The organism is Streptomyces sp. NPDC055013 (assembly GCF_053608645.1).
In genome coordinates this window covers 1-22,180 of sequence record NZ_JBSGVW010000003.1, presented here as the reverse complement: position 1 = coordinate 22,180, position 22,180 = coordinate 1, and the positions used below count along the sequence as shown (strand labels likewise).

The following is a 22,180-nucleotide window of genomic DNA, read 5'->3' as shown; positions in this document are numbered from 1 at the left end:
CCGCAGTGTCACGGGCTGTTCGCGGCGGGCCCGTGGGTCTTCCGTGGCGCCGGGTCCCTTCGGGCGGTGCCGGTGTCGACGAGGATCTGTTCGGCCTGCGACTCGCTGCCCGCGCGGACGGCCTCGGCCATGGCCGCGCGCGCGGCGTCGGGCGTGGCGTGCGGGGGGACCACGAGGAGCGAGAAGAGATCCTGCTCGCCCCGAATGATGAGGACGGTGTCGTCGCCGACCGGAGAGGAGTCGATGTGGACGACACGGTCGTCGATGGTCATCCGCGTGGGCAGCTCTTCCCAGGCGTCCGCGTCCAGGCCGACCCGTGTGACGGGTCCGAGGTACTCGGTCAGCGCGGTGATCAGGTCGGGAAGCTCGGCGGCGATGTCACGGGAACGTGGCCACCATGCCCCGTCGAGCACTCCCTGCCGGTCGTGTGTCGTCTCCAGCCGTACGACGGCCGTCCCGGGCTGTACTGCCTGGTGGACAGCGTCCGGCAGGAGCCTGGTCACACGCGGGGAGTCGGGATCGGACATCGCACTCGCCTGCCTGCCGGGGACGAGGAAACCGAGTGGCTTCTTGGTTTCACGGTACTCCCGGGCCGACGGCGATCGGGAAGCCCGCCGGTCACCCGCAGGGCTGGGGGCACGTCGGGTCGAGGCGGGTTCCTGCGGCGGCGCCCGCTGGTGGGGTCGGAGGCGCTCACCGACCATGTGGCAGAGGGAGTTCACGCTCCAGGTGAGTGACGTGATGGAGCAGAGCCATGCGCACAAGTCCCGCCCGCAGCAAGGCGGTTACGCCGCACCACGTGGGCGACGGCACGGATGCCGCGGTCGGCCGGCAGGTCGAAAGCGTGTCTGTCGGCGAAGTCGTGGTGGCGGCGGTGGGGGGGGCGGCGACCCAGCCGATGACGTCGCCCTGGAAGCGCATCGACGCCGACGCCGAGACCCGTGAGCGTCGTTGACGTGGGGGGACGGAGCGCATACGTGGCTCCTCGGCCTGGATGCGAATGGCGCGGCCGGGGTCACGGGCTGCCCCTGAGGACGGTGGCGTGCTGGGGAAGGAATGTGGTCTGGTGGACTCACCGGAACAGGAGGGCTGGACCACGACGGGGCGGTTCGGAGCCGGTCCGAGTTCCGGCACAAGAAAGGCCCTCGTGTTCTCCACCGTACTCCCGACTGTGTAACAACCGCGTTCGTTCGGAGAGCGGCATCGCGTTGACACGGGTCGGCGCCGGACGCTGACTGGCGGCATGGCGCAGTGCCATGCCGCTCCGGAAATCCGGCACGACGCACAGGAAGCGGCACTTGATGATGTACGACCAGAATCGCGCTCGACAGCCCGCAGACCAGCCCCGCGGAGTTGCGGGAAGCCGCGGCCCCGGCCCGGCACCACTGTTCCCGTCGGCCGAGCGTGACAAGATCGCCCGGCGTCTCGGACGGGCCCTCAACACCTTCCCCGACACCCCGCTTCAGTCACTGGAGGAGGCCGAAGGCGCCTTCGACGAAGCCACGGCTCAGCTCATGGCGGTCCTCGCCGAACAGCGGCGTACTCTCCGCGCGGGATGGCAGGACCACGATCCCGAAACGCAGTCCGCCGAACTCCATCTCGCGTTGAGGCAGTACCGGGAGGTCACCCAACGACTGCTCCGCCTCTGAACATGGGTGAGCGGACGGTGCCGCTGCGCCCGGGTCGACTTCGGTCGGGTCGGGCGCTGTCTCGTCTTGAGGCTCGTGCGTGAGCCTCGTGGCGACGTGGCGCAGATCCCGCAGGGTGACGGGCGGCGGGCCGGTCGTGGCGAGGGTTCACGCTGTCGGGCGCGATCGTGCCGGCGCCGCCGTCCGTCCTCGGCTCGGACAAGCAGGGTCGGCCAGGTCCGGCCGGTCGCCCTCGGCTGCATCGAGGAAGAAGCCGAACTGCTGAGGGCCGGGCGATGGAGGAGTTCAGTGCCGCGCAGGGGCCGCGCCTCCCAAACCTCCGGCATCCCGCCCGTCCCCGCCGCCTCACAGGAATGTCACAGGCTGTTCGGATACGTCCGCGATGGCGCTTGGCGGGTTTGTGCCAGGTGAAGATCTCTCCACCCCGAACTATCAACAGAAAACGGTCCCTTGAGGAAAGCTGGGCGATCATCCGGGATCACATTCCGGACCGCGGCGGTCGAAGGTGCTCGATCCGGCCGCCGACGTCTACGTTCCTTCAGCACCAGGGATCACCATGCCCCCCACCCCCCACATGGCCCCGATATCGGGCGCGAAACGCGCCGCCCGTATCGCCGTGGCCGCAGGCCTCGTGGCCGCGCTCTCCGCGGCCGGCCCCCTCCCCCTCGCCCTTGCCGCGGACGGCTCCAATGCCACCGCGGCCGACCCCGGCGTCAAGTCCGCCCACGACAAGCTCGGTGCGGACGACGCCGACCTCCTCGCCGAGGCCAAGGCGCAGCGCGACAAGACGGTCACGATGATGATCGCCACCTCGCCCGGACAGACCGAGAAGGTCGCCGCGGAGCTGGACGCCGTCAAGGGCGGCTCCGTGGGCCGTACCTACGACAAGCTCGGCTATGTGCGGGCCACCGTGCCGACCGGCAGGGCGGAGGCCGCCATCTCGGCCGCCGCGCAGCTCTCCTCCGTGCAGGCCATCGACCTGCGGGACGAGATACCCCTCGAGGAGCCGGGCCTCGACAGCGGCGCCAAGTCGAGCGCCTCCGCGGCGACTTACCCCGGCCCCGGCAAGAACACCCCCGCGAAGAACCCGTACAACCCGTCCTTCGAGACGGGCGCCGTCGACTTCGTGAAGAAGAACCCGAAGGCGGACGGCCGCGGCGTCACCATCGGTGTCCTCGACACCGGCGTCGACCTCGCGAGCCCCGCGCTGCAGAAGACGACCACCGGTGAGCGCAAGATCGTCGACTGGGTGACCGCCACCGACCCGATCGTCGACGGCGACGGCACCTGGCGGGCGATGACCACCTCCGTCTCCGGGCCGTCCTTCACGTTCGGGGGCAGGAGCTGGAAGGCGCCCGAGGGGGCGTACCAGGTCAGCACCTTCCGCGAGGACGTCACCGAGCAGGGCAAGGCCGCGGACGGCGACGCCGACGGTGACGTCAACCGCGACGGCGACACGACCGACGACTGGGGCGTCCTGTACGACCCCAAGGCCGGCAAGGTCACCGTCGACGTGAACGACAACGGCGACTTCACCGACGACACCCCGATGAAGCCGTACCAGGACGGCCACCAGGTCGGCCGCTTCGGCACCGACGACCCGGCCACCGGCATCGCCGAGAGCCAGGACTTCGTCGTGGAGGTCCGCAAGGACGTCCCGATGGACCCGCTGGGCGGCGACTGGACCGGCAAGAAGGCCGACTTCGTCAACATCGGCCTCACCGCCGGCGCGCACGGCAGCCACGTGGCCGGCATCACCGCCGCCAACGGCCTGCTCGGCGGCAGGATGGACGGCCAGGCACCCGGCGCGAAGATTGTGTCCTCCCGGGCCTGCGTCTTCGGCCCCGGCTGCTCCAGCGTCGCGCTCACCGAGGGCATGATCGACCTCGTCGCCAACCGTGGCGTCGACGTCGTCAACATGTCCATCGGCGGCCTGCCCCCGCTGAACGACGGCAACAACGCGCGTGCGGAGCTCTACACGCGGCTCATCGACACCTACGGCGTCCAGCTCGTCCTGTCCGCGGGCAACTCCGGCCCCGGCGCCAACACCATCGGCGACCCGGGCCTCGCCGACAAGGTCATCTCGGTCGGCGCGGGCGTCTCCAAGGAGACCTTCGCCGCCAACTACGGCACCGGCGTGCGCACCAAGTACCAGCTGTTCAACTTCTCCTCGCGCGGCCCGCGTGAGGACGGCGGGTTCACCCCGACCGTCGTGGCCCCCGGCGCCGCGGTGAGCACCATCCCGGCCTGGATGCCGGGCGCGCCCATCGCCGAGGCGGGCTGGAAGCTCCCGGCCGGCTACGCCATGTACAACGGCACCTCGATGGCGTCCCCGCAGGCCGCGGGCGCGTCCGCGCTGCTGCTGTCCGCCGCGAAGCAGAAGGGCATCAAGCTGACGCCCGAGAAGCTGCGCACGGCCCTCACCTCGACCGCCCACCACATCGAGGGACTCCAGGCATACGAGGAGGGCGCCGGCCGCATCGACGTCGCCGACGCCTGGAAGGCGGTCAGGGCAGGCGCCACCGCCCACGACTACGCCGTGAAGGCCCCGGTCGACACCGCGCTCGACCAGGCGCTGAAGACGCCGGGCTCCGGCACCGGCCTGTACGACCGCGAGGGCGGCCTGAAGGCCGGCAAGAAGAAGACGTACGACGTCACCGTCACCCGTACGTCCGGCCCCGCCGGTTCGCTCCCGCACACCCTGCGCCTGGCCAACGACAAGGCCCGCACCTTCTCGATCCTCGGCCCGAAGGCCGTCGACCTGCCGCTGAACAAGCCGGTGACCGTCAAGGTGCAGGCCGCGCCGAAGCAGGCGGGCATCAAGAGCGCGATCCTGGAGGCCGACGACCCGAGGACGGTCGGCGTGGACAAGCAGATCCTCACCACCGTCGTCGTCTCCACGCCGGCCAAGTACACCTTCACCGCCTCGGGTTCGGTGCAGCGCAACAACTTCAGGTCGTACTTCGTGACCGTCCCGGAGGGCACGAAGTCGCTGGAGATCACGCTCGGCGGGCTGAAGCAGGGCAGCCGGACGTTCTTCACCGCCATCAACCCCTACGGCGTCCCCGCCGCGGACAACAGCCCGGACACCAAGGACCTCCCCGAGTCCGCCGAACCGGTGCCCGGCGTCTGGGAGATCCTGGTCGACTCGCGCCGTACGTCGGCGCTGCTGGACAACCCGTTCAAGCTGAACGCCACCGTGTACGGCGCCTCCTTCGACCCGGGGTCCGTGACCGTGCCGGAGGCCGAGGTCGGCACCCCGGTCGCCGCCTCCTGGACGGTGACCAACAAGCTGGAGGCCGTCGAGGGCAACCTCAAGGGCGGCGCGCTCGGCTCGTCGAAGACCGCGCGGCCGACCATCAAGGGCGGTGAGACGCACACCAGCACCATCGAGGTGCCCGAGGGCACCACCTCGCTGGACGTCTCCATCGGCAAGGTCTCCGACCTGGGCGCCGACCTCGACCTGTCGGTGTACGACGCCCAGGGCAAGCTGGTCGGCCAGTCCGCGGACGGCGACGCCGAGGAGTCCGTCTCCGTCGCCGACCCGGCCGCCGGCAAGTACACCGTCGAGGTGGCCGGCTTCGAGGTGCCGTCCGGCTCGACCGCGTACGACTACCGGGACGCCTACTTCTCCTCCGCGCTCGGCTCGGTCACCGTCGACGAGGCGGCGCCGGTGAAGCTCGGTACGGGTGACTCGGCGAAGGCGGCGGCGGACGTCACCGTCGCGCGGGCCGTGCCCGAGGGCCGTGAGCTCTTCGGTGAGGTACGGCTGGTGAACACGCGCGGGACGACCGCGGGCGTCGGCGGGGTGAGCATCGAGAAGGTCACGCCGTAGTCGTCGTCACCACGGCTGAGGGGCGGGTGCCCGGTACCGGGCGCCCGCCCCTTCGTCTTGCCCTGCGCTCAGCCCGCGCTGAGCTTCGCGAGGTCGCCCAGCGGGAGCGTGTGCTGGGTCTGCAGGACCTTCGCGCGCAGATAGCGGACGTTGTCCGGGGTGGCGAAGACGCCGGTCGGGACGCGGCCCTGGACCTCGATGCCGAGGGCGCGCAACTGGTCGGCCTTGTCGGGGTTGTTGGAGAGCAGGTCCAGTTCGCCGATGCCCAGGGCGGTGAGCATCTGTGCGGCCGCCGTGTAGTCGCGGGCGTCCTCCGGGAGGCCGAGCGCGGCGTTCGCGGCGTAGGTGTCGAGGCCCTGGTCCTGGAGGGCGTACGCGTCGAGCTTGTTGTAGAGGCCGATGCCGCGGCCCTCCTGGCGCAGGTACAGCAGCACGCCGCCGCGCCCGGCGATGCGCTCGACGGCCTCGCGCAGCTGGGGGCCGCAGTCGCAGCGGGCCGAGCCGAAGACGTCGCCGGTCAGGCACTCGGAGTGCAGGCGGACCAGCGGGGTGGTGCCGGGGGCCGGGTCGCCGAGGACGACGGCCACGTGTTCCAGGCCGTCGGACAGGCCGTGGAAGGTGACGAGTTCGGCGTCGACGCCGTAGCCGTCCTGGAAGCGCAGCGGAACCCGGACGCGGGCGCGCTGGGTGGCGGCGGCGGTGGTGTCGGGCATGCGGGTCTCCGGGTTCCGTGCGTGGGCCTTCTGCTTCAGATTTGAAGCAGCTCCTCGGTACAGGACCCTATCCCATGCTTTAAATTTGAAGCAGTGAGATTCTTGTGGCGTGCGTCACGAACACGGCTTGCTGGAACGCCGCCGCCAGGGCACGTCGTCCGCGGCGGCGCGCGCCGTGTCGCCCTGGAAGCCCCCGGCGACCGCCGTGAAGATCTCCTCCAGCTGTCCGACCTGTTCCGGGGTCAGCCGGTCGAACAGCAGCGCCCGCACGGTCTCCACATGGCCCGGGGCGGCGCGCTCCAAGACGCGCATGCCTTCCTCGGTGAGGGTCGCGATGCTGCCGCGCTTGTCCCAGCGGCAGTCCTCGCGCCGCACCAGCCCGTCCTTCTCCAGGCGCGTCACGGCGTACGTCAGCCTGCTGCGGGTGATCTTCAGGCCCTCCGCCAGGTCGGTCATGCGCAGCCGGCGCTCCGGAGCCTCGGACAGGGTGGCGAGGATGGAGTAATACAGATGGGGCATGCCGGCTTCCTGCTGGAGCTGCCGGTCCAGCGCGTCCTCCACGAGGGCGGCGGAGGCGATGTAGGCGCGCCAGGCGCGCTGCTCCTCGGGAGTGAGCCAGCGAGTCGTCATGCGACCAGTGTAGGTTTGTTTCAAACTTGAACCAAGCGGAGCGTGCCGATGCCGTCGTACCCCTACGTCCTGCTGTCCGCCGCGGTCTCGCTGGACGGTTACCTCGACGACACCACCCCCGAGCGCCTGCTGCTCTCCAGCCCGGCCGACTTCGACCGGGTCGACGAGGTACGGGCGTCCGTGGACGCGATCCTGATCGGCGCCGGCACGATCCGGGCGGACAACCCGCGGCTGCTGGTGAACTCGGCCGAGCGGCGGGCCGCGCGGGTGGCGGCCGGGAAGCCGGAGTACCCGATCAAGGTCACGGTCAGCGCCTCCGGCGAGCTGGACCCGACGGCGAACTTCTGGCACACGGGCGGCGAGAAGATCGTCTGTACGACGGAGAAGGGCGCGGAGCGCCTGCGCCGGGCACCGGTCGCGGCGGACGTGGTCGCGCTGGGCGCAGACCTGGACTGGCGGGGCCTGCTGCGGCACCTGCGCGAGGTGCGCGGCGTCGAACGGCTGATGGTCGAGGGGGGCGGCACGATCCACACGCAGCTCCTTCAGCAGGGGCTGGCGGACGAGGTGCAGCTGGTGCTGGCGCCGCTGTTCGTGGGGGACCCGGACGCGCCGCGGCTGTTCGGGCCGGGCGGGTATCAGGGCGGCCGGCTGCGGCTGGTCGAGACGCGGCGGATCGAGGACGTCGTGCTGATGCGCTACGAGCCCACGGCGCCCGGTGCGGGTGTCCTGCCGTCCGCCGCGGACCGGAAGTGGCTGGCGTTGGCCTGCGAGCTGGCGGCGCAGTGCCCGCCGTCGGGGACGGCCTTCAGCGTCGGGGCGGTCGTGGTGGCGGCCGACGGCACGGAGCTGGCGCGGGGGTACTCGCGGGAGGGCGGTGATCCCGTGGTGCACGCGGAGGAGGCCGCGCTGGCGAAGATCGCGGCCGGGGATCCGCGGGTGACGTCCGCCACGGTGTACACGAGTCTGGAGCCCTGTACGCGTCGGGCGTCCCGTCCGGTGCCCTGCGCGCGGCTGATCCTCGATGCGGGGGTGCGGCGGGTGGTGACGGCCTGGCGGGAGCCGGACACGTTCGTGGCGGGGGCCGACGGGAGCGGGCTGCTGGCCGGGGAAGGGGTGGATGTCGTGGTCCTGCCGGAGTACGAGGGGCAGGCCAAGGCTCCGAACAGCCATCTGCTGTCCTGACCGCCCCGCCCGACGGGTGCGGAAAACACTGGTCAGGGCGGGGCCGGGGAAACGCGTGTGCATCTTGTCCTGCGGATGGCGTACTATTGAGTCATCGCCGCGGGGTGGAGCAGCTCGGTAGCTCGCTGGGCTCATAACCCAGAGGTCGCAGGTTCAAATCCTGTCCCCGCTACTGATGACTCAGGGCCGGAACTGATCAGTTCCGGCCCTGAGCCTTTTCCGCTCGACGTCCGCGCTCGTCCGGTCGGCCCTCACCACTCGCCCCGCGCCCCCGTTTCGGGAACCCTGGTGAGGTGGAGCAACGGCGGATCTCGTACGCACGCCGGTTCGTCCGGCTGCTCCCCGCCCTGCTGATCGCGGCCGGTGGCGTGTACGACTTCGTCACGCCCACGGACTTCACCGGCGCCCCCTTCTTCACCGCCGCACCCCTGGTCGCGGCCCCGCTGTACTCCCAGCGCGGCACGGTCATCACGGGCGTCGTGGCCGTTGCCGCACTGTTCGTGCTGCGCATCCTGCGCGGCGGCCTTCCCAAGGCGGAGGTGATCACGGAGCTGGTCACCGTGGTCACCGTCTCCGTCCTCGCCGTTCTCATCAACGTCCTCGTCCGCCGCAGCGACGAACGCCTCGCCTCCGCCCGCGAGATCGCCGAGGCCGCCCAGCGCGCCGTACTGCCCGAACCGGCCGAGCAGATCGGCGGCTTCCGGATCGCCGCACGGTACGAGGCCGCCCAGGAGGGCGCCTCCATCGGCGGCGACCTGTACGCCGTGCAGGACAGCCCGCACGGCCTGCGGGTCGTCGTCGGGGACGTGCGCGGCAAGGGCATCGGGGCGGTGGGCGCGGTGGCCGTGGTCATCGGGGCCTTCCGGGAGGCCGCCGAGCAGGAGGCCACGCTGGAGGCGGTCGCACAGCGCCTGGAGCGGGCACTGGTGCGCGAGCGCGACCGGCGCGAGTGGGCCGAGTCCGCCGAGGGGTTCACCACCGCCGTACTCGCCGAGCTGCCGCACGGCAGCGGGATCGTGCGCCTTGTGAACCGCGGGCATCCGTCGCCTCTGTTGCTGTACGCCGACGGCACCGTGCGCGCGCTGCCCGCCGCCGAGCCCGCGCTGCCGCTCGGCATGCGAGAGCTGGGTGTCTGGCCCGACCGGGCTCAGGAGGCCGACTGCCCGAGCGGGGCCACGCTGCTCCTGTACACCGACGGCCTGAGCGAGGCACGGGACGACGACGACCGGTTCTACGACCCCGAGGCGGGACTGGCGGGTCGGGCCAACGCCCGTCGCGAGCCGGCCGCCATCCTCGGCGTCCTCGCGGCGGAGGTGCGGCGGCACTCCGGGGGCGGGATGGCGGACGACATGGCCCTCATCGCCGTACGACGGCCGTGATGCCGTTCCTTGATCCTTGTCACCGGATGTGACCGGCCGACCCCCCTCCGCATAACAACTGACACACCGTCAACACCTGTGTGACGCCCGAGCTCTGGCCAACTCGCCCGATTTAGGCCGCTCATGACCCGTAAGTCCAGGCGAAAATCGTTAATGATCAAGTGGAACAGCTTGGAATCCGCACCCCGCGTCTATTAACGTTCGATAACGCAGCGCGGTCGTCCCAGCCGTCACAAGAGGCGGCTCCGTGCGCACGCGCCGAATCTCGAAAGGGAACCGGGGAACCACCACCTTGGGGTGAATCGCGCAACTACCACCGTGAACTCACGGGCGGTATACGCGCGTAGGAGACCTTCCTGCTCCGAACCCGTCAGCTAACCCGGTAGGCGAGAAGGAAGGAAAGGAGTACGCCCACGTGGCGTCCAACCGGCCTGCCCCGCAAGCCCCGTTCGTGCCGAGTCAGCGCAGCACCGACACCTTCGGCTACGACCGCAACCGCACCGACGAGGGCCCGTTCGAGGAGTGGAACCCCACCGCGGAGTCCCTTCGTCCCGTTCGCGGCAGGCATCGCGTCTCCAAGCAGCGCGGCGGGGGACTCGCCCGCAGCTCCACGGTTCTCGGCGTCGGTGTCATAGCCGCCGTCGGCGCGGGCGGCATGGCCAGCGCGAACAGCGGCAAGCCGCCGGTCGCCATCACCATGCCGGACCTGCCCCTGATCTCGGACGACTCCTCCGAGCCCGCCGAGGACGCGGCCACCGCCCTCAGCACCATGGGCGAGACCTACGACGAGACCGCGCAGGGCGGTTCCGACGCCGGTGAGGCGCTGCGGAGCCGGATCATCGCGCAGGCCGAGTACCAGCAGGACCAGATCGACAGCAAGGCCGCCGCAGCCGCGGTCGCCGCCGCCGAGAAGGAGGCCGCCGACGCGGCCGCCAAGGCGGAGAAGGAAGCCAAGGCCAAGGCCGCCGCCGCGAAGGCCAAGGCCGAGGAGGAGGCCCGCCAGAAGGCCGAGGCCGAGCGCCTCGCCGAGCTGGCCAAGCAGTACACGCTGCCGACCTCCTCGTACACCCTCACCTCGACCTTCGGGCAGGCCGGCGCCTACTGGTCCTCCGGCTACCACACGGGCCTCGACTTCGCCGCGCCCTCGGGCACGCTGATCAAGGCCGTGCACAGCGGCACGATCACGTTCGCCGGCTGGGACGGCTCGTACGGCTACAAGACCGAGCTCACCCTCGACGACGGCACCGAGGTCTGGTTCGCGCACCAGTCCTCGATCAGCGTGAGCGTCGGCCAGAAGGTCAACACCGGCGACGTCATCGGCCGCGTGGGCGCCACGGGCAACGTGACCGGTGCCCACCTGCACCTCGAGGTGCACCCCGGCGGCAGCTCCAGCGGCATCGACCCGCTGGCGTGGCTGCGCGGCAAGGGCCTCACGCCCTGAGGCGTCCCTGCCTCATCCCTAACTGAAGTTCCCAGCTGAAGTCCGTCCACACCTGTTCCCCGGCGATCCTGTCCTGATCCCCGGCAGTCCTGACGGCGTCCCCCCGACGTCAGGGCTGCCGGTATCCGGAGCGCCGGGGTTCGCTTGTTTACGGGAACTTTGCGACCCTCCCGGAAGATCGGCCTCCGTGACGGACGTTGGTGTCGAGCATGACTTCTCTGCGCAAGCTCGGCTCCTCCGACCTCGAGGTCTTCCCGCTCTGCCTCGGTGGCAACGTCTTTGGCTGGACCGCCGACGAGCCCCGGTCCTTCGCCGTCCTCGACGCGTACACCGAAGCGGGCGGCAACTTCATCGACACGGCCGACTCGTACTCGGCGTGGGTCGAGGGCAACGTGGGTGGCGAGTCCGAGACCGTCATCGGCAACTGGTTGAAGGCGCGCGGCAACCGGGCGGACGTCGTGATCGCCACGAAGGTCAGCCAGCACCCCGACTTCCAGGGCCTCACCGCCGCCAACATCAAGGCGGCCGCGGACGCCTCACTGCGCCGCCTCGGCACCGACCACATCGACCTCTACTACACCCACTTCGACAAGCCGGAAGTGCCGGTCGAGGAGATCGTCGGCGCGCTGGACGAGCTGGTGAAGGCGGGCAAGGTGCGGCACATCGCCGCGTCCAACATCTCGGCGAAGCGGCTGGAGGCGTCCCTCGCCTTCTCCGACCGCGAAGGCCTGGCCCGCTACGTCGCCCTCCAGCCCCACTACAACCTGGTCTCCCGCGACACCTACGAGGGCGAACTCCAGGACCTCGCCGAACGGGAAGGCCTGGCGGCGGTGCCGTACTACGCCCTGGCGGCCGGGTTCCTCACCGGCAAGTACCGCGCCGGTACGGCCGTGGACAGCCCCCGTGCCCAGGGCGCCGGCCGGCACGCGCAGACCGAGCGGGGCCGCACGGTGCTGGCCGTGCTGGACGAGATCGCGTCCGCCCACGAGGTGCCGGTGGCCACGGTGGCCCTGTCCTGGCTCGCGGCCCGGCCCACGGTGTCGGCCCCGATCGCCTCGGCACGGACGCCGGAGCAGCTGCCGGCGTTGCTCGGGGTGGGGGAGCTGACGTTGACGGACGGGGAATTGGGGAGGCTCACGGCGGCGTCCGCCTGATCCGCCCGGCGCCGCACGGTCACGTCCGATAGGGGTTGTACGCGGGGTAGGGCGTCGTCGCCCCGTACCCGGCGTACCCGTTCCCGTGCGGCTGCCAGTGACCAGGCGCCCCGTACCCAGGAGCCGGTGGCCAGGCCTGTGCCGTGGTCACCGCCTGCTCCAGTGCCGGCCGCGCGACCTCCCGGCGTCGCCACAGCTCCTGCAGCAACTCGCGTTCCCGTACGACGAAGTCGGCGCCCGCCCACCCGCGGCGCCCGCGGTGCTGTAGGAACGCCAGCGACGTGGCGTAGGCCTCGTACTGCGCCACGGCCCGCGCCGCCGTCCGCCCGCCGTGGCGGCGCGCGTACTGCCGGGCCACCCGCCGGTCCCGCATAGAGCCCAGTGCGTACGGCTCGCCGGGCGACAGCCACCCGGTGACGACGTAGGCGGGCAGCTCCTCGCGCACGGTCCTCAGCTCGCGCTGCCGGGTCCAGATCACCAGCCAGGTCAGCAGCCCGAAAGCGGGCACCATGAAGGCCGCGTACACCGCGAAGAAGCCCCACTCGCCGAAGGACGACGAGCCGTTCCACAGGGCGTGCATGCCCATGGCGAGCAGCAGCCCGGAGAGGGGGAGGAGGACGCGCCGCACGTGCTGCCGCTCGCCCGAGAGCGCGGCGATGCCGAAGCCGATGCCGGTCAGGACGGTGAAGAGCGGGTGCGCGAAGGGCGACATGATCACGCGGACGAAGAAGGTCGCCGCGGTGACGGAGGCGATACCGCGGTCGCCGGAGAGCTGGTCGGTGCCGAAGGCGGTGCCGAGGTAGAGGATGTTCTCGGTGAAGGCGAAACCGGTGGCGGTGACGCCGGCTATCACCACGCCGTCGACGATGCCGGTGAAGTCCCGCCTGCGGAACAGGAAGACCAGCAGGACCGCCGCGGCCTTCGCGATCTCCTCCACCACGGGCGCTATGACGGTCGCGCCGAGGGTGTCCGCGTGCGACGGATCGGCCGTCGCGGTCGCTATCCATTGGGTCGCGAAACTGTTGGCGACGATCGCTATCAGCGCCGCCGCGCAGGCGCCCCAGGCGAAGGAGAACAACAGATTGCGCCAGGGGCCCGGTTCGACCCGGTCCAGCCACCGGAACGACGCGACCAGCAGCGGTACGGGCAGGACGGCCAGCCCGAGCCCGACCAGGAACCCTTCGGTGCCGGTCTGCTCACGCACCAGGGCGAGGATGACCAGCCCGGACAGCGCGAGCAGGGTGCTGAGCGCGCCGTAACGCACCCAGCGCTTCTGCCACCAGTGCGCGTGCCGCAGTGCGCCGCCGGTGGGACCGGTGGGGTGCGTCGGGTACGGGGGACAGGTGGCCACGGCATTGACCCTAACGAGGCAGGGGCGCCGCCCGCAGCAGCGCGAGGGGGGCTCGGGCGCCGGTGGGGTTTGCTGTCGATGGTCTGGTCGGTGCTGGTGTCGGTGCTGTGGTTCCCGCTGCTCCTACCGCTGTACGCGGCGGAAGAGCAGGTCGTTCACCACATGACCCTTGTCCAGTCCCTGGCCCTCGAAACGGGTCAGCGGCCGGAACTCCGGACGGGGCGCGAAACCGCCGTCCGCCTGTGTGTTCTCGAAGTCGGGGTGCGCGGTCAGCACTTCGAGCATCTGTTCGGCGTACGACTCCCAGTCGGTGGCGCAGTGCACCAGCGCGCCGGGCTTCAGCCGGGTCGCGGCGAGGCTGAGGAACTCGGGCTGGATGAGCCGCCGCTTGTGGTGCCGCTTCTTGGGCCACGGGTCGGGGAAGTAGACGCGCAGCCCGGCGAGCGAGTCGGGGGCGAGCATCTCGCGGAGCAGGATGATGGCGTCGCCGTTGCCGACGCGGACGTTGTTCAGCCCGTTGTGGTCGGCGAGGTTGAGGAGGTTGCCCTGCCCAGGGGTGTGGACGTCGACGGCGAGGATGTTGGTGCCGGGGTCGGCACCGGCCATCTGCCCGGTCGCCTCCCCCATCCCGAAGCCGATCTCCAGCACGACGGGGTTGTCGTTCCCGAACAGCTCGGCGAGGTCGACGACGCACTGCCCGTCGATGTCGAGCCCCCACTTCGGCCACAGCCGCTGCAACGCGTCCGCCTGCCCCGCGGTCACCCTGCTCCGCCGCGGCTGGAAACTCCGAATCCGCCGCTCGAAGTGCGACCCGGCCGGATCGGCCTTCGGCCCGTCCGGGAACCGGGGTTCCCCCTTGGCCCGGGTGTGCCGAACGGAGACACCCGGATGATGGCCGACGTGCTCGCCGGGGGCCTCGGACTGATGCGGGGTGCCGGGCTGGGGGGCTTCTGGGGCGTTGAGGGAGTCAGACACAGTGGGAACGATTTTACGGGGAGCCGGAGAGGCGGGGTCCGCCTGGCGCCGGTCCAGGCATTCCAGCCTGTCCGGCGTTTGAGGATGAGGCCGTTCAGGCCGAAGCGGGGGTCTGGGGGCGGCAGCCCCCAGTGACGGGAAGGGCAGGGGCGGCGAGGCCGAAATCACCCCACTCCGGCCTCAGCGCAGCGTCCCAGTACCGCCAAGGCCCGCCGTGCCACTTCCCGCCCGATCGGCAGCGAAGCCGTCGCCGCCGGACTCGGCGCATTCAGGACATGCACGGCCCGAGCCCCCTCCCGGATCAGGAAGTCGTCCACCAGCGCCCCGTCCCGCAACACCGCCTGCGCCCGCACTCCCGCCGCAGCCGGCACCAGATCCTCCGCGGTCACCGCAGGCAACAGCCTCCGCACCGCCTCCGTGAACGCCGCCCGCGACACCGACCGCCGCAGCTCACCGGCCCCGTACCGCCAGTGCCGCCGCGCCATCCGCCACACCCCGGGCCACGCCACCGTCGCCCCGATCTCCCGCGGCCGGACGACCCCCCATCCGTACCCCTCCCGGGCCAGCGCCGGCACCGCGTTGGGCCCGATGTGCACATCCCCGTCGATCCCGCGCGTGAGGTGCACCCCGAGGAACGGAAATGCCGGATCCGGCACCGGATACACCAGCCCCCGCACCAGCTCGGGCCGCGCCAGCGAGTAGTACTCCCCCCGGAACGGCACGATCTGCACCCCCGGCTCGTCCCCCGTCATCCGGGCCACCTCGTCGCAGTACAGCCCGGCGCAGTTCACCAGCACCCGCCCCCGCACGATGTCCCCGCGCGTGGTGCGCACGGCGACCCCGAGGTCCGCCCGCCGGTCGACGCGCTCGACCTCCGCGCCGTACCGGATCTCCGCGCCGGACGCCTCGGCCAGCTGCCGCGCGACCCCGACGAAGTCGCAGACGCCCGTCGTCCCGACGTGTATGGCCGCGAGCCCCCGCACCTGCGGCTCGTACTCCGCGATCTGCGCGATGCCCAGCTCCCTCACCGGAATGCCGTTCTCCCGCCCGCGCTGCACCAGTGCGTGCAGGCGTGGCAGCTCGGCCCGCTCCGTCGCGACGATCAGCTTGCCGGTGACGGCGTGCGCGACGCCGTACTCCGCGCAGAACTTGACCATCTCGGCGGCACCCCGCACCGCGTACCGCGCCTTCAGCGACCCCGGCCGGTAGTAGATCCCGCTGTGGATGACCCCGCTGTTGCGCCCCGTCTGATGCCGGGCCGGACCCGGCTCCTTCTCCAGCACGGTCACCCGCGTCCCCGGCGCGGCACGCGTGATCGCGAACGCCGTGGCCAGCCCGACGATCCCACCGCCGACCACGAGCACGTCACAGTCGTAAGCGATCGCCCGCACCTGCTCCACCTCCCGGCTTCGATAATGCACTGCGCCACTGACAACGCACTCAAACCCAGCGGACCGGCGCGGCCCGACCCGGATGCGGGGCTCGCACACCTCGGCGTGGCGATTCCGAGGGGGAACCTTTGGCAAGGGCGGGAAATCCGGCCACCGAACAGCCGTGATCCAGCCACGGGAAGTTCATGCGCCGCTTCGACGATGCGGCAGTCACCCGGTCTGCCGCTTCGGTGCGATGCAGCGGCACTGAACGAAACGGCCCAGCCATGAGACGCCCAGCCCTGAGATGCATCCCCCCGACCCTGGCCCTCGGCCTGGCCGCCCTTCTGGTCGCCACCCCGGCCGCCGCGGCCACGGACAGCGCCAAGACCACCGGCACCCGGAACAGCTACGGCACCAAGGCGACGTACGTCCCCGGCCAGAACCCCCGCACCTACCAGCGACCTCCCGCCGGCTTCACGCCCGTCTTCGCGGAGAACGTCTCCCGGCACGGTTCCCGTGCCGCGACCGACGGCGAGGACGCCGACCTGGTCCTCGCGCTGTGGCAGCGGGCCGAGGCCGCGGGCGCGCTCACCGCGAAGGGCAGGCAGTTCGGGCCCAGGGTGCAGGCGCTGCAGGAGGCCATGGGCACCGTGGGCTACGGCGACCTCAGCGGGCGCGGCAAGCGGGAGATCCAGGACACGGCCGTACGGATGGCGCAGCGGCTGCCGGGGCTGTTCAAGCAGATCGCCGGAGCCAAGGAGAAGATCGACGTCGTCAGCTCGGGGCAGGGACGCGCCGTCGACAGCGCGAACCTGTACGCCGCCGCGCTCGCCGGCACCGACTCCGCCCTGAAGCCGCTGATCGGCCCGACCCGCACGGATGTCGACATCCTGTACTTCCACAAGGCGGCCGGCGGCGCGGCCTACCGGGACTACATCGCGAACGACCAGCGGCTCGCGAGCACACTGAAGTCCCTCAAGGACCAGCCCACGACCCACCGCGCCGCCCGGGAGGTACTGAAGAAGCTCTTCAAGGGCGCCTTCGTCGACCAGCTCTCCGACGACGACCGCGTGGCCGCCGCCACCGCCGTCTACAACCTGTACGCCATCGCGCCCGCCATGAGCGACGAGAGCCCCGGCGGCAAGGGCTGGGGCATGGAGCGGTTCATCGGCAAGCGCAACGCGGCCTGGTTCGGGTACCTGAGCGACGTCGAGGACTTCTACGAGAAGGGCCCCGGCTTCACCGGCAGCGACATCACGTACAAGATGGCGGACGTCCTGCTCGACGACTTCTTCAAGCAGGTCGAGGCCAAGCGCGCCGGTACCGGTGACCTGGGCGCCGAACTGCGCTTCACCCACGCCGAGGAGATCATCCCGCTGGCCGCGCTGATGGGCCTGCCCGGCAGCACGAAGGGCGCGATGCCCGAGCGGCCCTACACCTACGCCGACAACGCCTGGCGGGGCGCGTCCGTGGCGCCGCTCGGTTCGAACGTTCAGTGGGACGTCTTCCGCAAGGGCGGCACCTACCTGGTGCGGATGCTCTACAACGAGAAGGAGACCCCCTTCAAGGCCGGCTGCCGCCCGATCGCCAAGGGCAGCACGTTCTACGAGTTCGACGAGCTGGAGCGCTGCTTCGGGCGCACGAACGGCGCGTCCTAGCGACCGGGCTCGGGCAGGGCGGAGGCGACGGCGGCTCGGGTCTTCCGAGCCGCCGCAGCAGGCCCGGCACGCGCGCGCGTGCCGGAGATCTCCGTCTAGGCCGGCGCCATGAGCAACGGCCGCGCCCGCTCCCGAAGCTCGACCACCCGCGGCTCGTCGCCGTACGGTTCCAGGCGGTGCAGCAGGTCCTTCACGTACTCGGTGGTGCGCGCGGACGATATCCGCCCCGCGACCTCCACCGCCCGTACGCCCTGCTCGCACGCCGCGTCGAGGTTGCCCGACTCCAGTTCGGCGACCGCCGAGACGACGAGCCGCAGTCCGTGCGAGCGCACGAACTCCTCCGTCGGCTTCGACAGCGCCTGCTCCGTGAACCGCCGCACCTGACGCGGTGCCTTCAGGTCCCGGTAGCACTCGGCGGCGTCCGCGGCGAACCGGTCGTAGGAGTAGAACCCGAGCCATGACGGGTCGTTGTCCCCCTCCCTGGACCGCTCCAGCCAGCCCTCCGACGCCTTCAGGGCCGCACCGGCGGCCTGCGCGTCACTCGCGCGCGCGTGTGCGCGTGCCTCGACGAGGCGGAAGAAGCTCATGGTGCGGGCCGTGGCGAGGCCACGGTTGCGTTCCAGGGCGGCCTGGGCGAGATCGACGCCCTCGTCGCCGAAGCCCCGGTAGGTCGCCTGGAGCGACATCGACGCCAGGACATACCCGCCGAGGGGTACGTCGGCGGCCGCGCGGGCGAGCCGCAGGGCCTGGATGTAGTACCGCTGGGCGGCCTCCTGCTGCCCGGTGTCGAAGGCCATCCACCCGGCGAGGCGGGTGAGTTCGGCACTCGCCCCGAACAGCGCCCGGCCCACCTCGTCGGAGTACGAGCCGAGCAGCAGCGGCGCCGCCTCCACCCGTAAGCACTCGGGCACCATGGACGAACGCCAGTCGCCGCCTCCGTACTTGGAGTCCCAGCGCCTGGCGTCCTCGGCGGCCTCCCGCAGCTTCTGCACATCGCTGTGGCCGACTTTGAGCGGTGCGCCGGAGCTCTCGGACGGATTCACCTCGCGCGCCACCGAAGTGTCGGCCGGGGTTATCAGCCAACGTGAGGCGGGCGTTGCGTACGCGCTCACTGCGAACGAACCGGCCAGCGACTGCCAGATGCCGCCGGCACCGGCACGGCGCCCGGCGAGATCGAGACGGTAGAGCTCCGTCGCCGATCGCACCGCCTGTCCGACGTCCCGGGGGAAGGCGAGGCCCACTTCGGGTGCGGGGTCCGCGTCCGCCAGGCCGATCTCGTGGAGCGGCACCGGGCGGCCCAGCTTCTGGCCGATGGCGGCGGCGATCAGGTGCGGCGCCGCACCCTGCGGCACCATGCCCTTCGACACCCAGCGCGCCACCGATGTCTTGTCGTAGCGAAGAGTCAGGCCTCGCTGAGCGCCAAGGTCGTTGACGCGTCGGGCGAGTCCTGCATTGCTGATTCCCGCGAGGGCGAGAACGGCGCCGAGTTTTTCGTTCGGCCCGCGTTGCTCCCTGGACATGCGCCACCCCTCGACACAGACGGCTGCCGCGCTGGCATAACCACGCGGCATTCGTAAACCCAGCGTAGTTCGCCGCATCCCAAGCGTTAAGGGGCATTCTTCCGGATGGCGGGATTGTGGTCCGCACTCAAGTGCGCACCCCCTACGCACAGTTGTGACGTGCTCCCACTGTGTGGCTGTGCGCCCGTCCGTGCGCTCTTCTCCAGCCACCGGGGGAGCGGTTCCATGGCTTCTGCGTGGGTCGGCCCGCTGTACTGGATCCAGCGGGCTGGGGGATTCCGCCGCCTCCATCCCCGCGGGCGGCGGAACGGTCCGGGGGGCGCACTCCGTTCCCCGGACTGCGCGCACGACGAGTACGCCGAGTAGTGCGCAGGACTTGTACGGAGCGTGCGCGAGCCTGTCCTCGCGACGCCGATTTGGCTGAAAATCGACCCCGCCTTTCGCGGGTGATTCCCGCTCCGACCATGGAAGTTGAGGGCGCGAAGGGCGTTTTCAGGGAGCGTATCGGGGGCGCATTCGCGTCGCAGGAGTGGCCGCGGACATTCTGCCAAGTCGCCCGATCGCCTTGCTCCGCCCGGGTGTTCGGGCCGCGTCCCGGCGCGTTCGTTTCGACGCGGGGGCGCCCTCACGGGCGCAATTCCGGGACCTCGTGCGGCTCCGCCGCCGCTCCGGCACGCCTCCTTCATGGCAGCATGGTGAACCGGTTCGTACGGTGCACTGGTTGTCCACAGCCTGTGGAGGCGGCGATGCGGTGGTTGGTGGGATGGAGCAGCACCACCGCGGTGGCCGCCGGCATCGGCTCCGCGGGGGCGACCGGAAGCGACGGCGAGACCGTGCACCCGGTCGGTTCCCAACTCCTGTGGGGCGACCCCGATCCGCTGTGGGCGGTCGGCGACTGGCGCCCCGACGAGGTGCGCGTGGTGAAGGCCGACCCGCAGACCCGGATCGCGGTACTGGGCACCTGCGGGGCGAGTGACGAACAGCTGCGCCTCGGTCTGTTCGCCGCGCGCGGAGGGGCACTTCGGCATCTGACGGCCTGGTCGGGCAGCTACACGGCCGTCGTCCAGGTCGGCCGCAGGGTCATGGTGTGCGGCGACCTGGCGGGCGCACGGCCCGTGTTCTACACCCCCTGGGCGGGCGGTACGGCCTATGCGACCGCCGCGCTCCCCCTCGCCGACCTCATCGAGGCCAACCTCGACTTCGGGCACCTCGCCGCGCTGCTGGCCGCCCCCGACGTACCGGCGGCCCTGCACGACTCCACCCCGTACGACGGCGTGCGGCGCATTCCGCCGGGGCATGCGCTGATCCTGCGCACCGGGGCGCGCGAGATCGCCGGGTACGAGCAGGTCGCCTCGCTGGCGGTGGCGGCGCCGACGGCCGACCCCGACAGCGCGGTGGACGCCGTACGCGACGCCCTGGTGGAGGCGGTACGCGCGCGCCTGTCCGCGCCCCGCCATGTCCCCGGCGCCGACATAGACCCAGGTCCCGTACCCGGCATGGGCCCGGCCGAGCGGCGTGCCGCGCGCGGGATGCCGGTACCGGGCATCGGCGCGGACCTGTCCGGCGGCCCGGCCTCCGGCACCCTGGCGCTGCTGGCCGCCGGTCTGCCCGGCATGCCGGGCACGGTCCTGGGGCACGGCACGGGCGCGGGGGAACGCCTCCTGGCGGTCACCTTCAACGACCTCGCGGTCGGCGGCCGCGAGGCCGAGCTGGAACGAGCGGGGACGCTCGCGGCCAACCCGCGCCTGCACCACGTGGTGGTGGCCGGCGGCGAGGAGACGCTGCCGTACGCCGACCTGGACGGCCCGCTGACGGACGAGCCCGGCCCGAGCCTGGTGACGGCCGCGAGGCATCGCGCGCGCCTGGCCTCCGGCAGCGCCGACCACTTCACCGGCTACGGCGCCCGCCAGGTCCTGGACGCCCATCCGGCCCGCCTCGCCGACCTCCTGATGGACCGCAAGCGACGCCACCTGGTCCGCCCGGTCGCGGCCCTGGCCAAGGCGGACGGCTCGGTGCTGGTCCCCGCGCGCGTGTATGGCGCGGCGCGCAAGCTGGCCCGCACGCCGTACCGCACGGGCGTCGAGACCCTTGCCGCCCGTTTGATGGACCGCCGCTTCGACGAACCCGGAGGTGCCGTAGGGGCGTCGCTCGCCGCGCTCACCTGGGCCAGACCGGGCCCGGCGGCACGCTGGCTGACCGGCGAGGCGCTGGCTGAAGTATCGGTTCGCCTGCAGGCGGCGACGAGCCGCAACGGCGTGGGCCCCGGCCAACGCCCCGGCGACTACCGCGCGCGTGCGGCCCTGGCCCGCCACTCGTCGGACCTGCGGGTCCTGGAACAAGCCGCCGAGATCCGCTTCCAACGCCTGCACGCCCCGTTCCTCGACAACCAGGTCGTCCGCGCCTGCCGAGCCCTCCCGGAGGCCCTGCGCGTCCAGCCCGGCGCCCGCGCCGCGATCCTGCGCACGGTCCTGGAGGGCTCCGGAGTGGCCGACCTCCCTCCCGGCTGGGGCGCCCCGTCCCACGCGTCGGCGACCGTCGCCGCGAGGACCGGCCTGCGCGTGTCGGCCGACTCCCTGATGACCCTGTTCGGCACCCCCCTGCTGGCCCAGGCGGGCCTGGTGGAAGCCCGAGTGGTCCGCAAGGCCCTCCGCGCCGCCGCCGAGGGCGAGCCACTACCCCTGGACGGCCTCGCGGACCTGGTCTCCCTGGAGCTCTGGCTACGCCGCCTACTGGCCCGCCGAGGCACCTGCTGGACGGGAACACCGGCACGCCAACGAGCGGTACCGGCGGGGATCAAGCCGCAGCGGGGGGCGTTGGGGGCGGGGGCGGGGGTTCGGCCGGTTTAGGTAGGGGTGAGGGGGAGGTTGAGCGGCTTCTGCAGCCGGTGACTTACGGGTGCAGGCGCAGGTGCTTCAGCCCGTCCGGCGTTCGAGGGCCAGGTTGAGGTTGTGCCATCGCTGCCCTGGCCCATCCGCAGGCGGGTGTGCATGCGCGCGGATGGCACTTCGCGGCGTGGGTCCAGGTATGTCAGCGCGTTCGGCGTTCGAAGACGAGGTTGCGCCATCGCTGGCCCCGGCCCACCCGCAGGTGGCTGTGCACGCGCGCGGATGGCACTTCGCTGCGCGGGTCCCGGTATGTCAGCGCGTCCGGCGCTCGATGACGAGGTTGCGCCATACCTAGCCCCACCCACCCACAGGTGGCTGCGCACGCGCGCGGACGGTGCATCTCGGCGCCGGTCCCGGTATTTCAGCCCGTCCGGCGTTTGAGGACGAGGCCGTTCAGGCCGAAGCGGGGGTCTGGGGGCGGCAGCCCCCAGGGAC

The 22,180-nt window shown here is 71.6% G+C and carries 16 protein-coding genes, 1 tRNA gene and 1 riboswitch; of the genes, 10 read left to right on the top strand and 7 right to left on the bottom strand.

The features are described 5' to 3' along the window. Positions 1–8 precede the first annotated feature (8 nt). Positions 9–527: a DUF5994 family protein gene (locus ACWGDB_RS04715; RefSeq protein WP_453821101.1), complete on the bottom strand. Its 519-nt coding sequence runs from the start codon at positions 525–527 to the stop codon at positions 9–11. Positions 528–754: 227 nt separating this feature from the next. Here ACWGDB_RS04715 and ACWGDB_RS04710 point away from each other — a divergent pair, with 227 nt between their 5' ends. The 3 genes from ACWGDB_RS04710 to ACWGDB_RS04700 all read left to right on the top strand — a co-directional run bounded on the left by ACWGDB_RS04710 (position 755) and on the right by ACWGDB_RS04700 (position 5,484). Then, positions 755–955, top strand: coding sequence for a hypothetical protein (locus ACWGDB_RS04710; protein WP_453821100.1), 201 nt, complete (start codon positions 755–757; stop codon positions 953–955). A 346-nt stretch (positions 956–1,301) separates the two neighbouring features. Continuing rightward, on the top strand, positions 1,302–1,649 hold the full coding sequence (locus tag ACWGDB_RS04705) for a hypothetical protein (RefSeq protein ID WP_453821352.1): 348 nt from the start codon (positions 1,302–1,304) through the stop codon (positions 1,647–1,649). Positions 1,650–2,205: 556 nt separating this feature from the next. Further along, positions 2,206–5,484 carry a S8 family serine peptidase gene (locus tag ACWGDB_RS04700; protein ID WP_453821099.1) on the top strand — a complete coding sequence of 1,093 codons (3,279 nt, stop codon included), beginning with the start codon at positions 2,206–2,208 and terminating at the stop codon, positions 5,482–5,484. Positions 5,485–5,552: 68 nt separating this feature from the next. Here ACWGDB_RS04700 and ACWGDB_RS04695 read toward each other — a convergent pair whose 3' ends face one another. Both ACWGDB_RS04695 and ACWGDB_RS04690 read right to left on the bottom strand, forming a co-directional pair. Then, on the bottom strand, positions 5,553–6,197 hold the full coding sequence (locus tag ACWGDB_RS04695; RefSeq protein WP_453821098.1) for a GTP cyclohydrolase II: 645 nt from the start codon (positions 6,195–6,197) through the stop codon (positions 5,553–5,555). Positions 6,198–6,311: 114 nt separating this feature from the next. Next, positions 6,312–6,827 carry a MarR family winged helix-turn-helix transcriptional regulator gene (locus ACWGDB_RS04690; protein WP_453821097.1) on the bottom strand — a complete coding sequence of 172 codons (516 nt, stop codon included), beginning with the start codon at positions 6,825–6,827 and terminating at the stop codon, positions 6,312–6,314. 48 nt (positions 6,828–6,875) lie between these two features. Here ACWGDB_RS04690 and ACWGDB_RS04685 point away from each other — a divergent pair, with 48 nt between their 5' ends. From ACWGDB_RS04685 to ACWGDB_RS04665, 5 genes are all read left to right on the top strand, one after another. After that, a complete protein-coding gene (locus ACWGDB_RS04685; protein WP_453821096.1) occupies positions 6,876–8,009 on the top strand; it encodes a dihydrofolate reductase family protein in 1,134 nt (377 codons plus the stop codon). A gap of 98 nt (positions 8,010–8,107) precedes the next feature. Next, positions 8,108–8,181, top strand: a tRNA-Met gene (locus tag ACWGDB_RS04680). Between the two features lie 121 nt (positions 8,182–8,302). Continuing rightward, on the top strand, positions 8,303–9,388 hold the full coding sequence (locus ACWGDB_RS04675; RefSeq protein ID WP_453821095.1) for a PP2C family protein-serine/threonine phosphatase: 1,086 nt from the start codon (positions 8,303–8,305) through the stop codon (positions 9,386–9,388). 246 nt (positions 9,389–9,634) lie between these two features. Beyond that, positions 9,635–9,792: riboswitch (cyclic di-AMP (ydaO/yuaA leader) on the top strand. Between the two features lie 11 nt (positions 9,793–9,803). Then, positions 9,804–10,829, top strand: coding sequence for a M23 family metallopeptidase (locus ACWGDB_RS04670; RefSeq protein ID WP_453821094.1), 1,026 nt, complete (start codon positions 9,804–9,806; stop codon positions 10,827–10,829). Between the two features lie 209 nt (positions 10,830–11,038). Continuing rightward, positions 11,039–11,983, top strand: a complete 945-nt coding sequence (locus tag ACWGDB_RS04665) for an aldo/keto reductase (RefSeq protein ID WP_453821093.1) — start codon at positions 11,039–11,041, stop codon at positions 11,981–11,983. A 19-nt stretch (positions 11,984–12,002) separates the two neighbouring features. On the opposite strand, the gene ACWGDB_RS04660 is transcribed toward ACWGDB_RS04665, so the two are convergent. From ACWGDB_RS04660 to lhgO, 3 genes are all read right to left on the bottom strand, one after another. Further along, a complete protein-coding gene (locus ACWGDB_RS04660) occupies positions 12,003–13,334 on the bottom strand; it encodes a PrsW family intramembrane metalloprotease (RefSeq protein ID WP_453821092.1) in 1,332 nt (443 codons plus the stop codon). Between the two features lie 123 nt (positions 13,335–13,457). After that, a complete protein-coding gene (gene trmB / locus ACWGDB_RS04655) occupies positions 13,458–14,309 on the bottom strand; it encodes a tRNA (guanosine(46)-N7)-methyltransferase TrmB (protein WP_453821091.1) in 852 nt (283 codons plus the stop codon). 164 nt (positions 14,310–14,473) lie between these two features. Next, positions 14,474–15,700 carry an L-2-hydroxyglutarate oxidase gene (gene lhgO / locus ACWGDB_RS04650; protein ID WP_453821090.1) on the bottom strand — a complete coding sequence of 409 codons (1,227 nt, stop codon included), beginning with the start codon at positions 15,698–15,700 and terminating at the stop codon, positions 14,474–14,476. Positions 15,701–15,966: 266 nt separating this feature from the next. Between lhgO and ACWGDB_RS04645 the strand changes: the two genes are divergently transcribed. Beyond that, positions 15,967–17,340 carry a histidine-type phosphatase gene (locus ACWGDB_RS04645; protein WP_453821089.1) on the top strand — a complete coding sequence of 458 codons (1,374 nt, stop codon included), beginning with the start codon at positions 15,967–15,969 and terminating at the stop codon, positions 17,338–17,340. A gap of 95 nt (positions 17,341–17,435) precedes the next feature. On the opposite strand, the gene ACWGDB_RS04640 is transcribed toward ACWGDB_RS04645, so the two are convergent. Continuing rightward, positions 17,436–18,860 (bottom strand): MFS transporter, encoded by a 1,425-nt coding sequence (locus ACWGDB_RS04640; RefSeq protein ID WP_383617042.1) that lies wholly within the window; start codon positions 18,858–18,860, stop codon positions 17,436–17,438. A gap of 746 nt (positions 18,861–19,606) precedes the next feature. Here ACWGDB_RS04640 and ACWGDB_RS04635 point away from each other — a divergent pair. Continuing rightward, the gene (locus ACWGDB_RS04635) at positions 19,607–21,706 is read left to right on the top strand and encodes an asparagine synthase-related protein (protein ID WP_453821088.1); all 2,100 of its coding nucleotides are present in this window, start codon (positions 19,607–19,609) and stop codon (positions 21,704–21,706) included. Positions 21,707–22,180 lie beyond the last annotated feature (474 nt).